This window comes from Micromonospora sp. NPDC049107, assembly GCF_040648595.1.
In the GTDB taxonomy this organism is placed as follows: domain Bacteria; phylum Actinomycetota; class Actinomycetes; order Mycobacteriales; family Micromonosporaceae; genus Micromonospora.
Window position 1 is genome coordinate 440,702 of record NZ_JBEZEC010000002.1, and the last position, 19,755, is coordinate 460,456.

Consider the following 19,755-nt stretch of genomic DNA (forward strand, 5'->3'; position numbering starts at 1 on the left):
GGTGCCTGATTGCTGACGGTTGATAGGGCTTCGTGCGCCACCACAACTCCATGATCGGCGGGGCGGGGCGGGGCGGGGCGGGGCGCGGCGCGGCGGGGGCGCGGCGGGTGGGGCGGGGCGGGTTGGGGCGGGGCGGGGTGGGAACGGGGCGTGGCGGTGTGTCGGGGGGAGGTGGTTGGGGGAGGGCGGGTTAGCGTGATCTCCATGGCGGGGCGATACGGCGAGGACGTGCTGGCGGGGGACTGGCGGCGACGGAAGGTCACCCCCGAGGTGGACGCCGAAGTGGATCTCGTGGTGGAGGACGCCGACTCCGGCTTCTGCGGCGCGGTGGTGGGTTTCGAGGCCGGCGCGGTGGTGTTGGAGGACCGGCACGGTAAACGGCGCAACTTCCCGCTGCTGCCGGCGGCGTTCCTGCTCGACGGCCGCCCGGTGACGCTGCGCCGCCCGACCCGCGCTGTGGTGCCGGCGGCCCGCCGGCGGACCGCGTCCGGTTCGGTGGCGGTGGACAACGTCCGCGCCCAGGTCGCCAAGGCCAGCCGGATCTGGGTCGAGGGCATCCACGACGCCGCGCTGGTCGAGCGCATCTGGGGCGACGACCTGCGCGTCGAGGGTGTGGTCGTGGAGCCGCTGGACGGTATCGACGACCTGGACGCGGCGGTGCGGGACTTCGCCCCCGGTCCGACCCGACGACTGGGCGTGCTCGTCGACCACCTGGTGCCGGGCAGCAAGGAGAGCCGCATCGTGGCCCGGGTGACCTCGCCGTACGTGCTGGTGACCGGGCATCCGTACGTTGACGTGTGGCAGGCGGTGAAGCCGGCGGCGCTGGGCATCGCGGCCTGGCCGGTGGTGCCCCCGGGGCGGCCGTGGAAGGAGGGCGTCTGCGCGGCTCTCGGGGTGGCGGAGCCGGCCGACATGTGGCGGCACATCCTGTCCCGGGTGAACAGCTTCGCCGACGTCGAGACTCCGTTGATCAACGCCATGGAGCGCCTGATCGACTTCGTCACCGAGCCGGCCTGACCGCCTGCTCCGCCGTGACCGCCGACCGGGCGCTCGAGGCCGGGCGCTCGAGGCCGGGCGCTCGAGGCCGGGCGCTCGAGGCCGGGCGCTCGAGGCCGGGCGCTCAAGGTCGGACGGCGGGTCAGGGGGCCTCGTCCGGGCTGCGCGTGAAGACGAATGTGGCGATGTCGATCGCCGTCGCCCGTCCGTCGTCGTCGCGCAGCACCGACAGGATCTCGCCGTTCTCCGGACCGGAGCGTCCCCGCCAGCGGTCCGTCCCCTCGGCGGTGAACCGGCTCACCCGCTCGCCGCGTACGTGAGCCACCAGCTCACCCGCATCCCAGCTCAGGTCCAGCGAGGTGCCCATCCACCACCAGCGACCGGTCAGCTCGGCCACGTCGGCAGCGGGCGCGGTGGTGGCGGGCCGCCATGGCTGGCTGAGCGCCGGTTCGGCATCCAGCACGGTGGTCAACAGCCGACGGCCGAGTGTGGTGATCGGGAAGCCGTACGAGTTGGCGAAGCCGATCACGGCGGTACGGCTGGGCCGGTGCACCACGAGGGCGGCCACGTACCCGGGCATCGAGCCGCCGTGCCCGACGTACACGCGCTCGCCGTCGCGGTAGAGCTCCAGCCCCAGGCCGTGCCCGCCGGTCCAGGAGTCGAGGTCGCTGATCACCACGGGGGCGCACATCTCGGTCAGCGTCTCGGCGGCCAGCACCGACGGGTCGGGGTCGGCCAGGAACGCGGCCCAGCGGCCCAGGTCCTCGATCGTCGACCAGAGCTGCCCGGCCGGGGCCATCGCGCCGGTGTCGGTGCGCGGCTCCTCGCGCAACGTGTGGTGCCAGGGGTGGACGACGTAACCGCGGGCGTACGGCTCGGTGGCCGCGTAGGTGGTGCGGCGCAGGCCCAGCGGGGTGAGGATCCGCTGGTCGAGCAGGTCTGCCCAGGGCGTCCCGGTGAGTCGTTCGAGCACCCCGCCGAGCAGCCCGTACGCCAGGTTGGAGTAGTGGTACGTGCTGTGCGGGGAGTAAGCGATCTTGTCGGCGGTGACCCCGGCGAGCAGGGTCGGTAGGTCGACGCCTTCGTTGCGCTCCCACCAGTCGCCCTCGGGTTCGCGCTGGATCCCGCTGGCGTGCCCGAGGAGTTGGCGCAGGGTGAGCGCGCCGAGGCCGGTGCCCGGCAGGTGCTGCTCCAGCCGGTCGTCGAGAGCCAGTCGGCCGGCGTCGCGCAACTGCATGATCAGGGTGGCGGTCATCGTCTTGCTGATCGAGCCCACCCGGTACTGCAGGTCGACGTCCGGGCGGGGGTGCTCGCCGGCGACGGCCAGGTGCGCCAGCGCGCCGTCGCGGACCACGCCCAGCACCAGCGACGGGACGTGGCCGTCGGCCTGCGCCTGGGCGACCCGCGCGTCGATCTGTCGGGCGGTCTCGGGTAGCAGGGTCAACGCATCTCCTCGGGTCGGGCCGCCGCTGGATGGGCCTCGCCGAGCCTACTGATCTTCGCGGGGGAGCCGCGCGAGCATTTGCGTGTCACGATCGTGGTGTGGACGCGGTGGTGTGGATCGTTCTGGGTGTGGTGCTGGCGGTCGCCGAGATCTTCACGACGACCCTGTTTCTGATCATGTTCGGGGCCGGGGCGTTCGCCGCCGCGGGCGCTGCGGCCCTGGGCGCGCCGGTCGCCGTGCAGGCGCTGGTCTTCGCGGTGGTGTCCGCGCTGAGCCTGGTCGTGGTCCGACCGGTGATCAAGCGGCACGGCCGGTCGGCGCTGGAGAGCGGCGAACAGCCGTTCGGCGTGGAGGCCATCGAGGGCTCCACGGCGCTGGTGCTGGAGCGGGTGGACGCCGACCACGGGCTCGTCAAGATCGACGGTGAGTTGTGGACGGCCCGGGCGTACGACACGACGCAGACTTTCGAGCCCGGTCAACGGGTTCGGGTGATAAAGGTCCGGGGCGCGACCGCCCTGGTGTGGCAGGACGACGTTTCTTCCGCCGGCGAGCTGCCGGAAGCGAGAGGGTGAACGGGATGACGATATTCGGGGTGCTGGTGATCGCGGTGGCGCTGATCGCCGTGATAACGCTGGCCAAGGCGGTGCGGATCGTGCCGCAGCAGCGCCATGACGTGGTGGAACGGCTCGGCAAGTACAAGCGCACCCTCAGCCCCGGTCTCAACCTGCTGGTGCCGTTCATCGACGCGGTCCGTACCAAGGTCGACATGCGCGAGCAGGTGGTCAGCTTCCCGCCGCAGCCGGTGATCACCTCGGACAACCTGGTGGTCTCGATCGACACGGTCCTCTACTTCAAGGTGGTCGACCCGGTCCGGGCGACGTACGAGATCTCCAGCTTCCTCCAGGCGATCGAGCAGTTGACGGTGACCACGCTGCGCAACGTGATCGGCTCGCTCGATCTGGAGCGGGCGCTGACCAGCCGCGACGAGATCAACCGGCACCTCTCCGGGGTGCTGGACGAGACGACCGGCCGCTGGGGCATCAAGGTGACCCGGGTCGAGATCAAGGCGATCGAGCCGCCGGCCAGCATCCGCGACTCGATGGAGAAGCAGATGCGCGCCGAGCGGGACCGCCGCGCCGCGATCCTCACGGCCGAGGGGCACAAGCAGTCGCAGATCCTCACCGCCGAGGGCGAGAAGCAGTCCGCGGTGCTGCGGGCTGACGGTGACCGGCAGGCCCGGATCCTGCAGGCCGAGGGCCAGGCGAAGGCGATCCGGACGGTGTTCGACGCGATCCACCAGGCGAACCCGAGCCAGAAGGTCCTCGCCTACCAGTACCTGCAGGCGCTGCCGCAGATCGCACAGGGCAGCGCCAACAAGGTCTGGATCGTGCCGGCCGAGCTGACCAAGGCGCTGGAGGGCATGGGTGGCGCGCTCGGTGGGCTGAGCCAGATGGTGGGTGACGTGCCCGCGCCGGAGGCCGCCGACCACGCGAGCCAGGTCGAGCGCGAGGCCGCGGCGGCGGCGCAGGCTGCTGCCGCCGCCGCCCAGCAGATCCACGACGAGGTACGCGTCGCCGAGGCGCAGGCCACCGGCGGCAACAAGCCGCAGGGCCTGCCCGCGCCGGAGCCGGTCACCCCGGACAGTCTGGTCAACGACCCGACGGACCAGCGCGAGCGCGGCTGACCCGGCACCCGGGCCGCCGCGCGGCACCGAGCGCCGGGTAAGCGCGTCCGGCGGCAATGAGCGCCGGGTAAAGCGCGTCCGGCGGCGTCGAGTGCCGGGTAAGCGCGTCCGGCGGCGTCGAGCGCCGGGTAAAGCGCGTCCGGCGGCGTCGAGTGGGTGCGGCTGGCCGGGCGGTGCCGGGCCGGGGTCCGGACGCCGGAGGTAAATGCGAGAAAGGCTCATGGGGCGCTCCGACGCCTGCCACGATCGGTCCTAGGACGGGTGGTGACCAGGCAATCGGGGCGCCCCGGCGCGTCCCGCACCGCTCGTGGACGAGCGAGGTGACGCATGAAGGATCCGGCGAATCGGATGTGGTCCTCGGCCCCCGTACCCGGCGCGCACGATCCGGTCGCGCCACTGGGCTCCCGGCGCAGCGGCGGCGGCTTCGGCGTACTGCCATTCGTCGGCGAGCCCAGCCCGCTCGCGCCCGCCACGAACGCCAGTTGGGCCTGGTCGGTACGCCGGTTCGCGCGGGCCGCGGTGTGGCTGCTGCCCGCGTACGCCATCCTCTACGGCGCGGTGGCGATGGCCAGCGACGGCGGGGTGGGCAACGACCCGTATCCGGCGGACGGCCAGGCGGTGTACCTGATCGGCTGGGTGGCGGCGGTCTGGCTCGGCCTGCTCGCGCTGCTGGCCCTCACCGGCCTGCTGGCCGCGACCCGCAGCCGGCGGGTGGCCGCCGCCGGGCTGCTGGTCAGCATCGCCGGCACGGTGCTGATGCTGCCGTTCGCCGGGTTCGAGGAGCAGACGCCGGTCTTCGGCACCACCGCGCGGTCGCTGGTGCTGCTCGGCGCGACCTTCTACAGCGCGGGGTGGTTCCTCACCGGGTGGGCGGTGGCCCGCTCGGGCACCTTCAGCCTCGGCGACGGGGTCATGCTGATCATCGCCGCGCCGCTGCTCGGCCTCGGCGGCGCCCTGATCGGGTCGCTCCAGACGTTCGGCGCGATCTTCGTGCTGATCGCCGGCATCGGCATCGGCTACCGCAGCGGCCGCCTGATGCCCCGCCAAACCGCCGACGACGCCGCCAACGCCAGCCTCTCCACCCCCCCAACCCCCTAACCCCCCCAACCCCCAACCCCCCGAACCCGCGCCGGCCCCGCCTCACCCCACCCCACCCCACCTCGCCTCGCCTCGGTGATCAAGAGGTTCGCGTCAAGAATCGGCCCTTACCTGACGCAAACCTCTTGATCACCGGGTGGCAGTGGGGGTGGGCGGGGGTGGGGTGGGGTGGGGTGGGGGAGTTGGGGTGAGGTTGGCTACAGGGGGTGGTCGGTTGGCGTTATTTGTGGCAATCCTGGGTTGCATGGCCGCCCCCCGCTCGCCGCTGTCGCGGCTGTTCACCGTGCTGCTCACCGGCCTGCTGGCCGGGTTGGTCCTGGCCGCCGCGGCGCTGCCGGGCAACTTGCTGGTCGGGTTCACCGCGCGCGCCGCGCTCAGTTCGTACGCCGCGCTGCCCGACGCGCTGCGCACCCCGGCGACGCCGCAGCGCTCCTACCTCTACGCCAACGACGGCAAGACGCTGCTCACCACGTTCTACGACGTGAACCGGACGGACGTCGCGTTGGCGGACGTCGCCCCGGTGATGCGGCAGGCGATCGTGGCGGCCGAGGACCGGCGGTTCTACGACCACGGTGGCGCGGACCTGCGCGGCCTGGCCCGGGCGCTGGTCGCAAACGTCAAGGGCGGTGGCACCGAGCAGGGCGGCTCGACGCTGACCATGCAGTACGTCCGTAACGTCCTCAAGACCGACCCCACCCGCACCGCCGAGGAGCGGGCCGCCGCGACCGACCCCACCGTCGGTCGGAAGATCCAGGAGATTCGGTACGCGGGCGCGCTGGACAAGAGCCTCGGCAAGGACGAGATCCTCGGCCGGTACCTGAACATCGCCTACTTCGGCTCCGGCGCGTACGGGATCGCGGCGGCCAGCCAGCGCTACTTCGGCAAGCCCCCGGCGCAGTTGACCCTCGCCGAGTCGGCCCTGCTCGCCGGTCTGGTGCAGTCCCCGGACGCGTACAGCCCGATCAGCGGCGACAAGGACCAGGCCCTCGCCCGCCGGTCGTACGTGCTGGACTCGATGGTCGCCACCGGGGCGATCACCGCCGCGCAGGCCGCCCAGGCCAAGGTCGAGCCGCTGGCTCTGCACCCCACCGCCCAGCCCAACGGCTGCACCGCCGTCGCCCAGGGCCACGACGACTGGGGCTACTTCTGCGACTACCTGCGCCAGTGGTGGCTGACCCAGCCGGCGTTCGGCGCCACCCCCGCCGAGCGCGAGCAGGCCCTGCGCGCGGGCGGCTACACCGTCGTCACGTCGCTCGACCCGAAGATCCAGGCCACCGCGCAGCAGCAGGCCACCAAGGTCTACGGGTACGACAACAAGCGCGCCCTGCCGATCGCGGCCGTCCAGCCGGGCACGGGGCGGGTGCTCGCCATGGCGGTCAACCGGCACTACAGCCTCGCCGACAACCCGGCCGGGCAGGGCAACTACCCCAACACCGTCAACCCGCTGATCTCCGGTGGGGCCAGCGTGGACGGGTACCAGGCGGGCTCGACGTTCAAGCTGTTCACCATGCTCGCGGCGCTGGAGTCGGGCCGTACCCTCTCCACCGGGTTCGACGCCCCCGCCAAGCTGCCCACCCGGTACCCGGCCGAGGGGCCGGGCAGTTGTGACGGCAAGTGGTGCCCGGCGAACGCCAACCCGGCGTGGATGGACGGGTACCGGATGATGTGGGACGGCTTCGGCCGTTCGGTGAACACGTACTTCGTGTGGCTGGCCGAGCAGGTGGGCCAGGACAAGGTGGTCGAGATGGCGCAGCGGCTCGGCATCACGTTCCGCGCCGACACCGACGCCGCCTTCGCCAAGAACAACGCGGCGAACTGGGGATCGTTCACCCTCGGCGTGGCTGCCACCACCCCCCTCGACCTGGCCAACGCGTACGCCACGGTGGCCGCCGAGGGCACCTACTGCACGCCGGTGCCGGTGGTCTCGGTGACCGACGCGAAGGGCACGAAGGTGCCGGTCGGTGAGCCGTCCTGCAAGAAGGTCCTCGACGCCGACGTGGCGCGCGCCGCGACCGACGCGGCCCGCTGCCCCGTGGGCCAGCAGTCGCCGTACGGGCAGTGCAACGGCGGCACCGCCACCGGTGTGAACGACATTCTCGACGGCCGTCCGGTGGCCGGTAAGACGGGCAGCTCGGAGGAGAACGCCACCGAGACGTTCGTCGGCTTCACCCCGCAGGTGGCCGTCGCGGGCATCGCGGCCAACCCTGACGACCCGACCGACTCGGTGGGTTCGGCGGTGCAGAGCAAGGTGATCGACGCGGTCGCGCGGGTCATCGCCACCGCCGTGAAGGGCCAGCCGGAGAAGGCGTTCACCGCCCCCAGCAAGGAGTTGGCCGGCGAGCCCCGCCGCCCGGTGGAGCGCCCGGCCGTCCCCGAACGCCAGCAGCCCACCCCGGACCAGGACCCGCTCTCGGCCCTGCAACGCTGGCTCGACCGTCGGGGCTGACCCCGGATCCAGCGGCGGCCCGGCTCGCTTCGAGCCGGGCCGTCGTGCTTTCTCCACACGTCCGCTGGCTGGCGTCGGTCACTTGAGAGGTCACTGCCGAGCTTGGCGGTGACCTCGGAGGCGACGTGACCGGACGCAGCCTCAGTTGTTGGTCGAGGCTGCCGAGATCGCTGCGCGCACCTGCTGGGCGAAACCGGCGACGGTGAAGTCCGAGGCCAGGCTGTCGACCAGGATGATGTCCGAGATCGCGTTGTTCATCCGAAGCGGCAGGATCGCCTGGTACTCGGGCGAGTTGTACCACTTCTCGGCGTCGGCGCGGCTGGGGAACTCCATCAGGACGACGGAGCCGGGCCAGGCTCCCTCGACCACGTCCACGTCGCCCTGGGCGAGCCACTTGCCGCCGTACGGGTGCACGGTGGCCTCGACCTGCTCCAGGTACGACAGCCCCGCCTCGTTCGGGATGCCGCCAGGGATGCGCAGGTGGTTGATCAGGTAGGTGCTCATGGGGACCTCCAGTCCTCGAATTTTGGATGACGCCCATAATCTAACCGAGGCGCGCAGCTGCGGCAAGTTTTGGATTAGGGTCGTCCTCTATAGTTGGGGGGTCGACTGGTGAGAGGGGGAGCGCGATGGGCAGGACGTCCCGTGCGGAAGCGGCGAGGCACCGCGAGGAAGTGGTGGCCGCCACGTCGAGGCTGCTCCGTGAACGCGGCGCGGCGGGCATGAGCGTGCAGGACCTCATGGGTGCCGCCGGGCTGACCCACGGCGGGTTCTACAAGCACTTCAGCTCGAAGGACGAGTTGTTGGGCATCGCCGCCGCGACGGCCTTCGGCGAACTCCTGGCCCTGCTGGACCAACTCTCCGACGATTTCCCCGACCGCTCGGAAGCGCGGAACGCGCTGCTGCGGCACTACCTGTCACCCGAGCATCGCGACACACCCGGCACGGGATGTGCCAATACCGCGCTGGCCGCCGACGCCGCCCGGTCGCCCGCCGACAGCCCGCTCCGCATGTCGTACGCGGAGGGTGTCCAGGAGACCATCAGGCGATTGACTGACATCGAGGATGCGCCCGGCCGAGACGGGCCCGACGCCCGTCGGGTGGCGCTTGTCGATCTCGCGACGATGGTCGGTGCGCTCACGCTGGCCCGTGCGACGGGCCAGACGCCCCTGTCGGCGGAGATCCTCCAAGCCGCGCGGGAAGCCCTGTCCGGCCCGGTCAGCGCTAGCCGCGACGGGGACGGCGACTAGCGACGCCTCGCCCGCACCCCGTCCCACCCACCATCCCCGGCGATCTTGCACTTTCGGTTGCCGATTCGCCGCCCCTATGGCGCTTTGTCCCCACCGAAAGTGCAAGATCGCGGGGGGAGGGCTAGGGGGAGGGGGAGGGGGAGGGGGTGGGTCAGCGTTCGCGGCGGCGGGGGCGGTAGCTGGCGATCGTCGCGGGCAGGCCGCGGCGGATGATGCCGGCCCAGTCGGTGTCGCCGCGTAGCACCGCCGCGGCGGTCTTGCGGGCCTGCTCGGCGGTGAAGTGTGGCGGCAGCATCAGCTCGGCCGGGTCGACCAGCGCGTTGATGACCACCGGACGGTCGGCGGCGAGCGCCCGGTCCCAGACGCCCGGGATCTGATCCGGCGAGTCGACCAGCTCACCACGCAACCCGAGCACCTCGGCCCACTGGTGGTAGCCGATGTCCGGGAGCTGTTGGCTGTCCGGGAACATCGGCGTCCCCTCCGAGGAGCGCTGCTCCCAGCTGACGAACGCCAGGTCCCGGTTGTTGAGCACCAGCACCACGAACCGTGGGTCGGCCCAGCCGCGCCAGTACTTCGCCACCGTGATCAGCTCGTTGACGCCGTTCATCTGCATGGCCCCGTCGCCGATCATCGCGATCAGCGGCCGGTCCGGGTGGGCGAACTTCGCGCTCAGCGCGTACGGCATCGCGCCGCCCATGGACAGCAGCGTGCCGGAGAGACTGGCCAGCATCCCGGGCCGGACCTGCACGTGCCGGGCATACCAGGCGGTCGCCGTGCCGCAGTCCACGGCGAGCATCGCGTCGTCGGGGAGCCGATCGCTGAGGGTGCTGAACAGCAGTTGCGGGTTGACCGGGTCGGCGCGCTGCCCGGCCAGGTCGCGCTGGGCGCGTCGCCACGCCGAGGTGGCCTCGGCGATCTCCGCCCGCCAGGCGGTCGGTCCGGGGCCGGGGCCCAGCTCGTCCAGCAGCGCCCGCAGGGTGGGGCGGGCGTCGCCGGTCAGGTTCACCTCGGTCGGGTACCGCAGGCCGAGCTGCGTGCCGTCCAGGTCGATCTGCACCGCGCGGGCCTGGCCGGGCGGCGGGTAGAACTCCGAGTACGGCATGTTGCTGCCCACGATCAGCAGCCGGTCGCAGCCGGTCATGAGCTGCCAACTCGGCCGGGTCCCGAGCAGCCCGATCGCGCCGGTCACCCACGGCTCGCGATGGTCGACGACGGTGAAGCCGAGCAGCGCGGTGGCGACCCCGGCGCCGAGCCGGTGGGCGATCTCGCGTACCTCGGCCTCGGCCCCGAGCGCGCCCTGACCGACCAGCATGGCCACCCGTTCGCCGCCGCGCAGCACCTCGGCGGCGCGGCGCAGGTCGGCCGTCGGCGGGACGGTCGGCGTACTGCTCGGCACGTTGCTGGTGTGGTAGTAACCGTGCGCGTGCGGGGGATCCACGACGGCCGGCTCGTCCTGGATGTCGGAGGGGAGCACCAGCGCGGTCACCGTCCGACGGGACAGCGCCGTGCGGCACGCCCGGTCGACGAGGTGGCGGACCTGCGCGGGGTGGTCGAGCTGGGCCAGGAAGGCCGCCGCCACGTCCTTGTAGAGGGCCAGCAGGTCGACCTCCTGGTAGTAGCCGCCGCCCTCGGCGGTGACCGCCGTGTGCCCGAGCAGGGCGACCACGGGTTGGTGGTCGAGCTTGGCGTCGTACAGGCCGTTGAGCAGGTGGATGGCGCCGGGGCCGCTGGTCACCAGCGCGCAGCCGAGTGGGCCGCCGCCGTACTTGACGTGCGCGGACGCGGCGAACCCGGCGGTCTCCTCGTGCCGCACCTGGACGAACTGGGCGCGTTCGTTGGTGCGTTGCAGGGCGGAGGTGATGCCGTTGATGCCGTCTCCCGGATAGCCGAAGTACCGGCGTACGCCCCAGCTGAACAGGCGGGAGACGATGTGGTCCGCGACGGTCGGACGGCGGGGCAGGGTGCCCCCTTCGGCCGCTGCCGTGTGCTCTGCGCTCACCTGGCTGGTCCTTCCCGTGGCGTCCGGTACCCCACCGGTCGTTCCCCTTCTCGACCGGACAAAACACCCCCGCCGGGCGGACGTCGGGACGGCCGCCGGCCGTCCGGCAGAATCGTCGGGTGCCCGTCCACCAGATCACCGACCCTGACGACGACCGGATCGCCGACTACCGCGCGCTCACCGACGTCGAGCTGCGCACCCGCTGGGAGCCTCCGCACGGCCTGTTCATCGCCGAAGGCGAGCTGGTGCTGCGCCGGGCGCTGCGGGCCGGCTATCCGGCCCGGTCGTACCTGGTCGACGCCAAGCGCGTCGACCAGCTCGCCGACCTGGACACCGGCGACGCGCCCGTCTACGCCGCCACCCAGGACGTGCTGCAACGGGCCACCGGCTTCCACGTACACCGGGGGGTGCTGGCGTCGTTCCACCGCCGCTCGCTGCCGACGGCGGCCGAGGTGCTCGCCGGCGCGCGCCGGGTGGTGATCCTCGAGGACGTCAACAACCACACGAACCTGGGCGCGATCTTCCGGGGGGCCGCCGCGTTGGGTATCGACGCGGTGCTGCTGTCGCCGTCCTGCGCCGACCCGCTCTACCGGCGCAGCGTGCGGGTGAGCATGGGGGAGGTCTTCGCGCTGCCGTACGCCAAGCTCGACCGCTGGCCGGCCGGTCTCGACGAGGTACGGGAGGCGGGGTTCACCGTTCTCGCCATGACGCCCGCGCCGGACGCCGTACCCATGCAGCGGTTGACCCCGGCGCAGCGCGAGCGGGCGGCGCTGCTGCTGGGCGCCGAGGGGCCCGGCCTGACGGCGGCGGCGCAGGCGGCCAGCGACGTGCGGGTGGTCCTGCCGATGCGGCGTGGAGTGGACTCGTTGAACGTCGCCGCGGCGGCGGCCGTGGCGTTCTGGGAACTGGGACGCGACGATCCGCTTGCATGATCATGCGTCTTGTTGAATAATCTTCCCTGTGTCTAAGGTTCTCACCTCCCTGCCCATCGGCGAACGTGTCGGCATCGCCTTCTCCGGCGGCCTCGACACCTCGGTCGCGGTCGCGTGGATGCGCGACAAGGGCGCCGTCCCCTGCGCGTACACCGCCGACATCGGCCAGTACGACGAGCCCGACATCGGCTCGGTCCCCGGCCGTGCGCTCAGCTACGGCGCCGAGGTCGCCCGACTCGTCGACTGCCGCGCCGCCCTGGTCGAGGAGGGCCTCGCCGCGCTGACCTGCGGCGCCTTCCACATCCGCTCGGGCGGACGCTCCTACTTCAACACCACCCCGCTGGGTCGGGCGGTGACCGGCACCCTGCTGGTCCGCGCGATGATCGCCGACGACGTCCAGATCTGGGGCGACGGCTCGACCTTCAAGGGCAACGACATCGAGCGGTTCTACCGCTACGGCCTGCTGGCCAACCCGATGCTGCGCATCTACAAGCCGTGGCTCGACACCGACTTCGTCACCGAGCTGGGTGGGCGCAAGGAGATGTCCGAGTGGCTGATCGAGCGCGGCCTGCCGTACCGGGACAGCACCGAGAAGGCGTACTCCACCGACGCCAACATCTGGGGCGCCACGCACGAGGCGAAGACCCTGGAGCACCTCGACACCGGCATCGAGACGGTCAGCCCGATCATGGGCGTCCGGTTCTGGGACCCGTCGGTGGAGATCCCCACCGAGGACGTCACGATCGGCTTCGACCAGGGCCGCCCGGTGACGATCAACGGCAAGGAGTTCGGCAGCGCCGTCGACCTGGTGCTGGAGGCCAACGCCATCGGCGGCCGGCACGGCCTGGGCATGTCCGACCAGATCGAGAACCGGATCATCGAGGCCAAGAGCCGGGGCATCTACGAGGCGCCCGGGATGGCGCTGCTGCACACCGCGTACGAGCGGCTGGTCAACGCCATCCACAACGAGGACACCCTGGCCAACTACCACAGCGAGGGTCGCCGCCTCGGCCGCCTCATGTACGAGGGTCGCTGGCTGGACCCGCAGGCGCTGATGCTGCGCGAGTCGTTGCAGCGCTGGGTCGGCACGGCCGTCACCGGTGAGGTGACCCTGCGGCTGCGCCGGGGCGAGGACTACTCGATCCTCGACACCACCGGCCCCGCGTTCAGCTACCACCCGGACAAGCTGTCGATGGAGCGCACCGAGGACTCGGCGTTCGGCCCGTCGGACCGGATCGGCCAGCTCACCATGCGCAACCTCGACATCGCCGACTCGCGGGCGAAGCTGGAGCAGTACGCCTCCCTCGGCATGGTCGGTGGCGCGGGAAGCGAGCGGATGATCGGGGCCGCACAGGCAGCCTCCACCGGACTGATCGGCGCGATGCCGGAGGGCGGCGCGGAAGCCATCGCCTCCCGAGGCGTCGCCACCGCCGCGGACGAGGCGCTCGACCGCGCCGCCATGGAGTTCGGCGTCGACTGACCGGTACCGGCAGGCCGAGGTCCGGGGTCACGCACGGTAGCGTGTCGGCCGTGTTCCCTACCGTGCGTGAGGTCCTGGCCCTGGACCCGGTCCGCCACGGCGCCCCGCGGGTGGTCGCCGGGGACGCCGGGCTGGACCGGCCGGTCCGCTGGGTGCACGTCGCCGAGGTCCCCGACATCGCCACCCTCCTCGGCGGCGGCGAACTGGTGCTCACCACCGGCATCGGCCTGCCGGCCGACGACGCGGGACTGCGCGCGTTCATCGGCGACCTCGCCGACGTGGGCGTCTCCGGACTCGTCGTCGAACTGGGCCGCCGCTACGTCAGCGGCGTACCCCGGGTGATGACCGCCGCCGCCGAACGGCGCGGTCTACCGCTGGTCGAGCTACGCCGGGCCACCCCGTTCGTGCGGATCACCGAGGCCGTGCACGCGCTGATCGTCGACGCGCAGCTCACCGAGCTGCGGGCCGCCGAGGAGATCCACCAGCGGTTCACCGACCTCTCCGTCGAGGGCGCCGACGCCGCCGAGGTGATCCGGCAGGCCGCCGAGTTGTCCGGCTGCCCGGTCGTGCTGGAGAACCTGTCCCGGCAGGTCCTCGGATACGACCCGGCGGGGGAGAGCGCGGAGCTGCTGCTGGACGGCTGGGAGCAGCACTCCCGGCGCATTCGGCCCGCCGGCCGGACCGCGTACGACCCGAACAGCGGCTGGCTGGTGACCGTCGTCGGCGCGCGGGGCCAGGACTGGGGACGGCTGCTGCTGCGCTGGCCGGCGAGCGGCGACGCGCCCACCGACGCTCCCCCCAATCGGCTGAGCATCCTCGTCGAGCGGGCCGCGTCCACCCTCGCGCTGGGCCGGTTGATCCGCCGCGACGCCGAAGGGCTGGAACGACAGCTGCACCGCACCCTGCTCACCGCCCTGCTCGACCACTCCCGGCCGGTCGACGAGGTGGCGCTGCGCGCCAAGGCGCTCGGTGTGACGCTGGACCGTCGGCACCTCGTCGGCGTGCTGGTCCGCCACCGAACCGACGATTCCGCCGCGGACGGCGGCCCCGAAGCCGGCCAGGCCCGGCTACGCGACCTCTCCGAGGCCGTCGGCCAGGCGCTGCGGGAGGCCAAATTGACGGCACTGACCAGCGCCGTCGACGACAACTCGGTGGGCGCGCTGCTGGCCCTGACCGACCCGGCCGCCGAGGACCGCGCGCTGTCCGCGTTCGCCGAGGCCCTTCGTCGGGTACGCCTCGACGGCGCCACAGGCCGGGCCGTGTCCAACGCCCCCGCCGGGGTCTTCGTGGCCGCCGGGTCCGGGGTGAGCAGCCTGCGCGAGGCCCGGCGGTCGCTGGTGGAGGCGCGGCAGATCGCCGAGGCCGCCCGCCGGGACCGGCGTGACCTGCCCGTCTTCCGGCTGCCGCACGTGGGTCTGGCCGGCCTGCTGCACCTGCTGCGTGACGAGCCCCGACTCCAGACCTTCGTCGAGCGGGAACTCGGCCCGCTCCTGGAGTACGACGCCCAGCACCCCCGGGAGCGGCTCCTCGACACCCTGCGCGCGTACCTGGAGCAGGGGCGCAACAAATCCGCCGGCGCGGCCGCCGCGCACCTGTCCCGACCGGCCTTCTACGAACGCCTCGCCCGGATAGCCCGCATCCTCGACGTGGACCTCGACTCGGTAGAGGCCAGCCTCTCCCTCCACGTGGCCCTCCTAGCCCTAGAAGCAGTCCGCGCCCCCTAACCCAGACCCCCCACCCCACCCCCCACCCCACCCCACCCCCTCTCAGCCCTGTTGATCAAGAGGTTCGCGTCAGGAAAGCCGTCTTTCCTGACGCAAACCTCTTGATCACCGGGAGCAGGCGGAGTGGGGCGGAGCGCCCGCGCGGAGGCCGGGTGGGCGTGGGGTGGGGGGTGGGTGGGGTGGGGGTGGGTTAGGAGAGGGCGGTTAGGGCTTTTGCGTAGGTTGGGGGGATGTGGTTGGGGCCGCCGGGGGTGAAGACATCCGTGTGCGCCACTGCGGACCAGGCTGTGGCGGGGACCGCCTCCACCAGGGCCTTGATCACCGGGGCGTCGCGCCACTGGTCCTGCTCGGCGAGTAGGCCGAGGGCCACCACCGACTCCTCGACCTCGCCCACGCACTCGAACGGCTTGTGCCCGTCCACGCCCAGCAGCTCCCGGTAGCCGGGAATCTGGTCCGGGTCGGCGAGCAGGTCCCCGCCGAAGATGTGGGTGACCCGCTCCCGGGGCATGAACGGCGCCATGGCCAGGAAGACGAACCGGCACTTCGGGCAGTTGCGGCACCAGCGCTCGGACGCGTCACGCAGCTTGAAGGCGGCGTTGCAGCTGGTCACCACGTCGTCGTACCGGGTGAATTCGGCGAACAGCCGGGCGATGTGCAGCTCCGACAGCGACCGCAGTAGCGAGAAGTACGGCTCGGTGAGCCCGGCGTGCTCCGCCAGCGCCCCCCGCAGCAACCCCTCGGCCTCCACGCCCTTGGACCACTGGTGGTTGATCTCGTGACCGTTCCAGATCAGGTTCGGGTCGGACGCCGAGCGCTCGTTGGACATCACCACCGGGCCCAGCCCGTGCAGCACAGCGGTCGCCACCGCGATCAGGGAGTTGATGGCGGTGACCGGGATGTGGCCGTTCAACGCCCCGCTGGCGTTGAGGTCGAACAGCACCGGGTCGATCCGCCGACGGGCGGCGAGCGGGGTCAGCCCGGACGCCTCGTTCACCGCGACGATCACGTGGTTCGGGTTCACCGAGAACGGCACCGGGTCCAGTTCGGCGCGGCGCAGCGCCTCCAAGCTCACGATCGAGTCCTTGCCGCCGCCGACGGCCGAGAGCGGGCGACGGTCGGAGTTGTCGTAGACGCGCGGCGACTCCGGTGAGCCGGCCGGCACCTCCGGACGCAGTTCCAGCACGTACGGCAGCTCGTTGCGGTACGCGTACTCGGCGAGGCCCTTGGTGTAGACGGCCGTGACGTAGTCGACGGTGGCCGCGCCCAGCGGCGCCGGCAGCACCAGCCGGGGCGGCGCGGCGGCCTTGTAGTAGCTGACCCCGGCGACGAGGTGCAGCACCTCCAGCACCCGGTTGAGGGTCGCCACCGTCTCGTCCGACGGCGGCTCCGCCGGCAGCGGAAGTGTGATCACCTCAGTGAACCGCTGCTCACCGGCCGGGCCGGTCAGCGCGTAGTCGAACAACACCTCGCCGGTGGCGAAGTCGATCGAGTAGGACGGGAAGGTGAAGGCGTCCATCCGCCGGAGCTGCTCGTTGGGCACACGCCATACTAGGCCCTGGTTCGTCCGGCCGTGTCCGGACCGGGCCCCGCCAGCCGCCGCCGTGACCCCCGAGGAGAGCCCCGTGCGCCTGTCTGACCTGCGCGGACGTACCGTCGCCGTCTGGGGCGCCGGTCGGGAGGGCCGGGCTGCTGTGACCGCCATCGCGGCGCACGGCCCCGCCGATCTGGTCGCCGTCGACGACAGCGCCAACTTCCTGTCGCTGCCGTGGGAAGGTCCGCTGGCCGAGGCGGCCCCCCTGGTGACCGGCGAGGCGGGGTTCGCCCGGCTGACCGCAGCCGACGTGGTGGTCCGCTCGCCGGGGGTGCCGCAGACCCACCCGTGGCTGGTCGAGCTGCGGCGACGTGGCGTCCCGGTGACCCAGGGCACCGCCCTGTGGATGGCCGACCACGCCGCCCGCACCGTCGGGGTCACCGGCAGCAAGGGCAAGAGCACCACCTCCAGCCTGATCAGCCATCTGCTCACCGCGATGGGCCGACCCAACGTCTTCGGCGGCAACATCGGGGTGCCCACGCTCGACCTGCCCGACGCCGAGCTGTACGTGTTGGAACTGTCCAGCTACCAGTGCAGCGACCTCACCGACTCGCCCCGGGTCGCCGTGGTCACCGCGCTGTTCCCCGAGCACCTGGACGCGCACGGCGGCGAGCGGGAGTACTACCGCGACAAGCTCAACCTGCTCGCCCACGACCCGCAGACGATCGTGGTCAACGGTGGCGACCCGCGGCTCGCCGCCGAGCTGGGTGACCTGCCCGCGACCCGGGCCGGCCGGCCCGACACCACCCACGTCGCCACCGGCGCGGACGGCACGCCCTGGTTCCACCTCGGTGACCACCCACTCTTCCCGCGTGCCGTGCTGCCCCTGGTGGGCCGGCACAACGAGGGCAACCTCTGCGTCGCGCTCGCCGTGCTCGACGCGCTCGGTGTCGACGTGGTGGCCGCCAAGGACCACCTCGCCGTCGCCGTCGCCGAGTTCCAGGGGCTGGCCCACCGGCTCACCGAGATCACCGACCCGTCCGGGTTGACCTTCGTCGACGACACGCTGGCCACCAGCCCGTACGCGGCCATGCACGCCATCGACGCGTACGACGGGCGGCCCTTGACGGTGATCGTCGGCGGCAACGACCGAGGGCTGGACTACACCCCGTTGGCCGAGCACCTGGCCGAGCGCGAGCTGACCGTCATCGGCATCCCGGACAGCGGCGCGCGGATCGTCGAGGCGCTGGCCAACCTGCCGAAGGTGCGCACGGAACTGGTCGACGACCTGGTGGAAGCGGTGCGACTGTCCCGGGAGGTCACCCCGACCGGCGGGGTGGTGCTGCTGTCGCCGGCCGCCCCGAGCTACGGCCGGTTCCGCAACTTCGAGCACCGCTCCGAGGTCTTCGCCCAGGCCGTCGCCGACACCGCCGGGGCGTAGGGTCCGGCGGCTTCTCCTCCCACGGATGCTCGGCCCGGCGGGACTACCGTCCTGCGACGGGTCGGCCGGTCTCGTCGACACACGGCGGGAGACCGCAGGGTGCGAAGAGGCTCGGGTCGTGGAAGGAGACGATCCGGGAGACGCCTGTTCGGGTGGGGGTGAGCACCTGGAGGCTGTGCGGGTGGTAGAGCCCTGCGGTGCTCCGGGTGTACGTGGCGAGCGCCGGCTGACCGTTGGCCCTCGCCGGAATTGTGCGGACCGTGCCGGCGCGGCCGAACACGGTCGTGGCGAGGAAGCGAGTGACAGCGTCGCGTCCGGCGAACCAGGTGAGGTGTGGCGGCATCTCCATCGTGACGTCCTCGCGTAACACCTGTAGCAGTGCCGCCGTGTCCGCGTTCTGGAAGGCCCGTGCGTACCGGTCGAGCAGCAGCCGGTCGGCCGGATCGACCGGTTCGGTGAACATGTCCTCGGTAAGGCCGGTGCGAGCCAGGTGCGCGCGGGCCCGCGCGAGCGCGCTGTTGACCGCGTCGGTAGTGGTGTCGAGCAGGTCGGCGACCTCGGAGGCGTGCCAGGCGAGCACGTCGCGCAGGATCAGTACGGCCCGCTGTCGGGCCGGAAGATATTGCAGAGCCGCCACCAGGGCGAGCCGGACGCTGCTGCGGGTGGTGACGATCGTGGCGGGATCCGCGCCGGGCAGTTCCGCCTCCGGCAGCGGATGGACCCAGGCGACGTCGGGGCCGGCCACCGTCAACGGCTGGTCCGGGTCGCCCGACGGGCCCAGCCCGGAGGGCAGGACCCGTCGACTGCGGTGCTTCAGTGTGGTGAGGCAGGCGCTGGTGGCGATGCGGTACAGCCAGACCCGCAGCGACGATCGACCCTCGAAACCGGCGAAGCCGCGCCAGGCCCGCAGGTAGGTCTCCTGGACGACGTCCTGGGCGTCGTGCGTCGAGCCCAGCATGCGGTAGCAGTGCGCCAGAAGTTCGCGGCGGAACGGCTCGGTGAGTCGGGAGAACTCCTCGTCGCCCGTCCCCTGCGCCGGAGCCTGCGCTGCCTGGGTCATGTGTCACTCCACCCGTCTGCGGTCTGACCTGTCTTGGTAAGGACCCGCGATCCGTCGGGAACTGATCGGCTGCGGCTGCGGTGTGGCCAAGCCCACGTCGCCGTCGGCGGCCGACCAGTCCGATCCCTCCACCGAGTCTCCATTCCTGACCGGTGAGCTGCCGAATCCGCCTGGTCCCCAGGTCACCCGAGGCACCTCCCACACCGAGGAGAGGACGACCGATGACTTCCACGACGAGCCCGGACACCGCGGAGCAACCGGTGCGAGCGGTGATCGACGCCGTCTCGGCCGCGTGGGTCGACAACGACGTGGCCGCTTTCGTCGCCCACTATGCCGACGACGCGACCGCGGTACTGCCCGGGGTGGCCCTGCTGAGCAAGGCGGTGCTCCGAACCGCGATGGCGGCGGCGTTCGCCGACCAGCTCAAGGGCACCCGGCGCGTCCATCGTGTGCGGGGCGTGCGGTTCCTCGACGACGTCACCGCGATCGTGGTCAGCCGCAGCGTGACCATCGCCGTCGGCGAGAACGAGCCAGGCGACGAGCGCTGGTCGATCGCCACGTGGGTCCTGTCCGGTCGTTCCGGGCGATGGCTCGTCGAGGCGTACCACGACTGCCCCGCGGCCTGACCGCTGCGCCTCGTCCGCCCCTGACAGCGAGGCGGAACACCCCG

16 protein-coding genes are annotated in these 19,755 nt (G+C 72.1%); 11 read left to right on the forward strand and 5 right to left on the reverse strand.

The features are described 5' to 3' along the window. Nucleotides 1–204 precede the first annotated feature (204 nt). Nucleotides 205–1,017 (forward strand): DUF3097 domain-containing protein, encoded by an 813-nt coding sequence (locus AB0B55_RS07175; RefSeq protein ID WP_357170907.1) that lies wholly within the window; start codon nt 205–207, stop codon nt 1,015–1,017. Between the two features lie 121 nt (nt 1,018–1,138). Here the strand turns inward: AB0B55_RS07175 and AB0B55_RS07180 are convergent, their stop codons facing one another. After that, a complete protein-coding gene (locus AB0B55_RS07180) occupies nt 1,139–2,440 on the reverse strand; it encodes a serine hydrolase domain-containing protein (protein ID WP_357170909.1) in 1,302 nt (433 codons plus the stop codon). A gap of 98 nt (nt 2,441–2,538) precedes the next feature. Here AB0B55_RS07180 and AB0B55_RS07185 point away from each other — a divergent pair, with 98 nt between their 5' ends. The 4 genes from AB0B55_RS07185 (at nt 2,539) to AB0B55_RS07200 (ending at nt 7,668) form a co-directional block, all read left to right on the forward strand. Then, nucleotides 2,539–3,012, forward strand: a complete 474-nt coding sequence (locus AB0B55_RS07185) for an NfeD family protein (RefSeq protein WP_357128123.1) — start codon at nt 2,539–2,541, stop codon at nt 3,010–3,012. A gap of 5 nt (nt 3,013–3,017) precedes the next feature. Continuing rightward, entirely contained in the window at nt 3,018–4,124 is a 1,107-nt protein-coding gene (locus AB0B55_RS07190; protein WP_357128126.1) for an SPFH domain-containing protein, read from the forward strand. Nucleotides 4,125–4,451: 327 nt separating this feature from the next. Further along, entirely contained in the window at nt 4,452–5,222 is a 771-nt protein-coding gene (locus AB0B55_RS07195; RefSeq protein WP_357128129.1) for a hypothetical protein, read from the forward strand. Nucleotides 5,223–5,466: 244 nt separating this feature from the next. Beyond that, nucleotides 5,467–7,668 carry a transglycosylase domain-containing protein gene (locus AB0B55_RS07200; protein ID WP_357170911.1) on the forward strand — a complete coding sequence of 734 codons (2,202 nt, stop codon included), beginning with the start codon at nt 5,467–5,469 and terminating at the stop codon, nt 7,666–7,668. A gap of 141 nt (nt 7,669–7,809) precedes the next feature. Here the strand turns inward: AB0B55_RS07200 and AB0B55_RS07205 are convergent, their stop codons facing one another. Further along, complete coding sequence (locus tag AB0B55_RS07205; RefSeq protein ID WP_357170913.1) at nt 7,810–8,172, reverse strand: DUF1330 domain-containing protein; 363 nt, start codon at nt 8,170–8,172, stop codon at nt 7,810–7,812. 125 nt (nt 8,173–8,297) lie between these two features. On the opposite strand from AB0B55_RS07205, the gene AB0B55_RS07210 reads away from it, so the two are divergent. Beyond that, on the forward strand, nt 8,298–8,918 hold the full coding sequence (locus tag AB0B55_RS07210) for a TetR/AcrR family transcriptional regulator (RefSeq protein WP_357170915.1): 621 nt from the start codon (nt 8,298–8,300) through the stop codon (nt 8,916–8,918). Nucleotides 8,919–9,069: 151 nt separating this feature from the next. Here the strand turns inward: AB0B55_RS07210 and AB0B55_RS07215 are convergent, their stop codons facing one another. Beyond that, entirely contained in the window at nt 9,070–10,917 is a 1,848-nt protein-coding gene (locus tag AB0B55_RS07215) for a thiamine pyrophosphate-requiring protein (RefSeq protein WP_357170917.1), read from the reverse strand. A 119-nt stretch (nt 10,918–11,036) separates the two neighbouring features. Here AB0B55_RS07215 and AB0B55_RS07220 point away from each other — a divergent pair, with 119 nt between their 5' ends. Genes AB0B55_RS07220 through AB0B55_RS07230 form a run of 3 tightly spaced genes read left to right on the forward strand, consistent with a single transcriptional unit; the run spans nt 11,037 to nt 15,053 of the window. Then, nucleotides 11,037–11,849, forward strand: coding sequence for an RNA methyltransferase (locus tag AB0B55_RS07220; protein WP_357128144.1), 813 nt, complete (start codon nt 11,037–11,039; stop codon nt 11,847–11,849). 28 nt (nt 11,850–11,877) lie between these two features. Further along, nucleotides 11,878–13,329, forward strand: a complete 1,452-nt coding sequence (gene argG / locus AB0B55_RS07225) for an argininosuccinate synthase (RefSeq protein WP_357128147.1) — start codon at nt 11,878–11,880, stop codon at nt 13,327–13,329. 41 nt (nt 13,330–13,370) lie between these two features. Next, complete coding sequence (locus tag AB0B55_RS07230; protein ID WP_357170919.1) at nt 13,371–15,053, forward strand: PucR family transcriptional regulator ligand-binding domain-containing protein; 1,683 nt, start codon at nt 13,371–13,373, stop codon at nt 15,051–15,053. A gap of 190 nt (nt 15,054–15,243) precedes the next feature. On the opposite strand, the gene AB0B55_RS07235 is transcribed toward AB0B55_RS07230, so the two are convergent. Then, nucleotides 15,244–16,593 (reverse strand): hypothetical protein, encoded by a 1,350-nt coding sequence (locus AB0B55_RS07235; RefSeq protein WP_357170921.1) that lies wholly within the window; start codon nt 16,591–16,593, stop codon nt 15,244–15,246. An 82-nt stretch (nt 16,594–16,675) separates the two neighbouring features. Between AB0B55_RS07235 and murD the strand changes: the two genes are divergently transcribed. After that, entirely contained in the window at nt 16,676–18,025 is a 1,350-nt protein-coding gene (murD, locus tag AB0B55_RS07240; protein ID WP_357170923.1) for a UDP-N-acetylmuramoyl-L-alanine--D-glutamate ligase, read from the forward strand. Between the two features lie 43 nt (nt 18,026–18,068). Here the strand turns inward: murD and AB0B55_RS07245 are convergent, their stop codons facing one another. Then, a complete protein-coding gene (locus AB0B55_RS07245; protein WP_357128159.1) occupies nt 18,069–19,085 on the reverse strand; it encodes a sigma-70 family RNA polymerase sigma factor in 1,017 nt (338 codons plus the stop codon). A 221-nt stretch (nt 19,086–19,306) separates the two neighbouring features. Between AB0B55_RS07245 and AB0B55_RS07250 the strand changes: the two genes are divergently transcribed. After that, a complete protein-coding gene (locus AB0B55_RS07250; protein WP_357128162.1) occupies nt 19,307–19,711 on the forward strand; it encodes an SgcJ/EcaC family oxidoreductase in 405 nt (134 codons plus the stop codon). Nucleotides 19,712–19,755 lie beyond the last annotated feature (44 nt).

Excerpts from the sequence above, each read along its gene's own strand:
- AB0B55_RS07195 (WP_357128129.1), top strand. The coding sequence starts at position 4,452 with ATGAAGGATCCGGCGAATCGGATGTGGTCCTCGGCCCCCGTACCCGGC.
- AB0B55_RS07190 (WP_357128126.1), top strand. The coding sequence starts at position 3,018 with ATGACGATATTCGGGGTGCTGGTGATCGCGGTGGCGCTGATCGCCGTG.
- AB0B55_RS07175 (WP_357170907.1), top strand. The coding sequence starts at position 205 with ATGGCGGGGCGATACGGCGAGGACGTGCTGGCGGGGGACTGGCGGCGA.
- AB0B55_RS07200 (WP_357170911.1), top strand. The coding sequence starts at position 5,467 with ATGGCCGCCCCCCGCTCGCCGCTGTCGCGGCTGTTCACCGTGCTGCTC.
- AB0B55_RS07210 (WP_357170915.1), top strand. The coding sequence starts at position 8,298 with ATGGGCAGGACGTCCCGTGCGGAAGCGGCGAGGCACCGCGAGGAAGTG.
- AB0B55_RS07205 (WP_357170913.1), bottom strand. The coding sequence starts at position 8,172 with ATGAGCACCTACCTGATCAACCACCTGCGCATCCCTGGCGGCATCCCG.
- AB0B55_RS07245 (WP_357128159.1), bottom strand. The coding sequence starts at position 19,085 with ATGACCCAGGCAGCGCAGGCTCCGGCGCAGGGGACGGGCGACGAGGAG.
- AB0B55_RS07250 (WP_357128162.1), top strand. The coding sequence starts at position 19,307 with ATGACTTCCACGACGAGCCCGGACACCGCGGAGCAACCGGTGCGAGCG.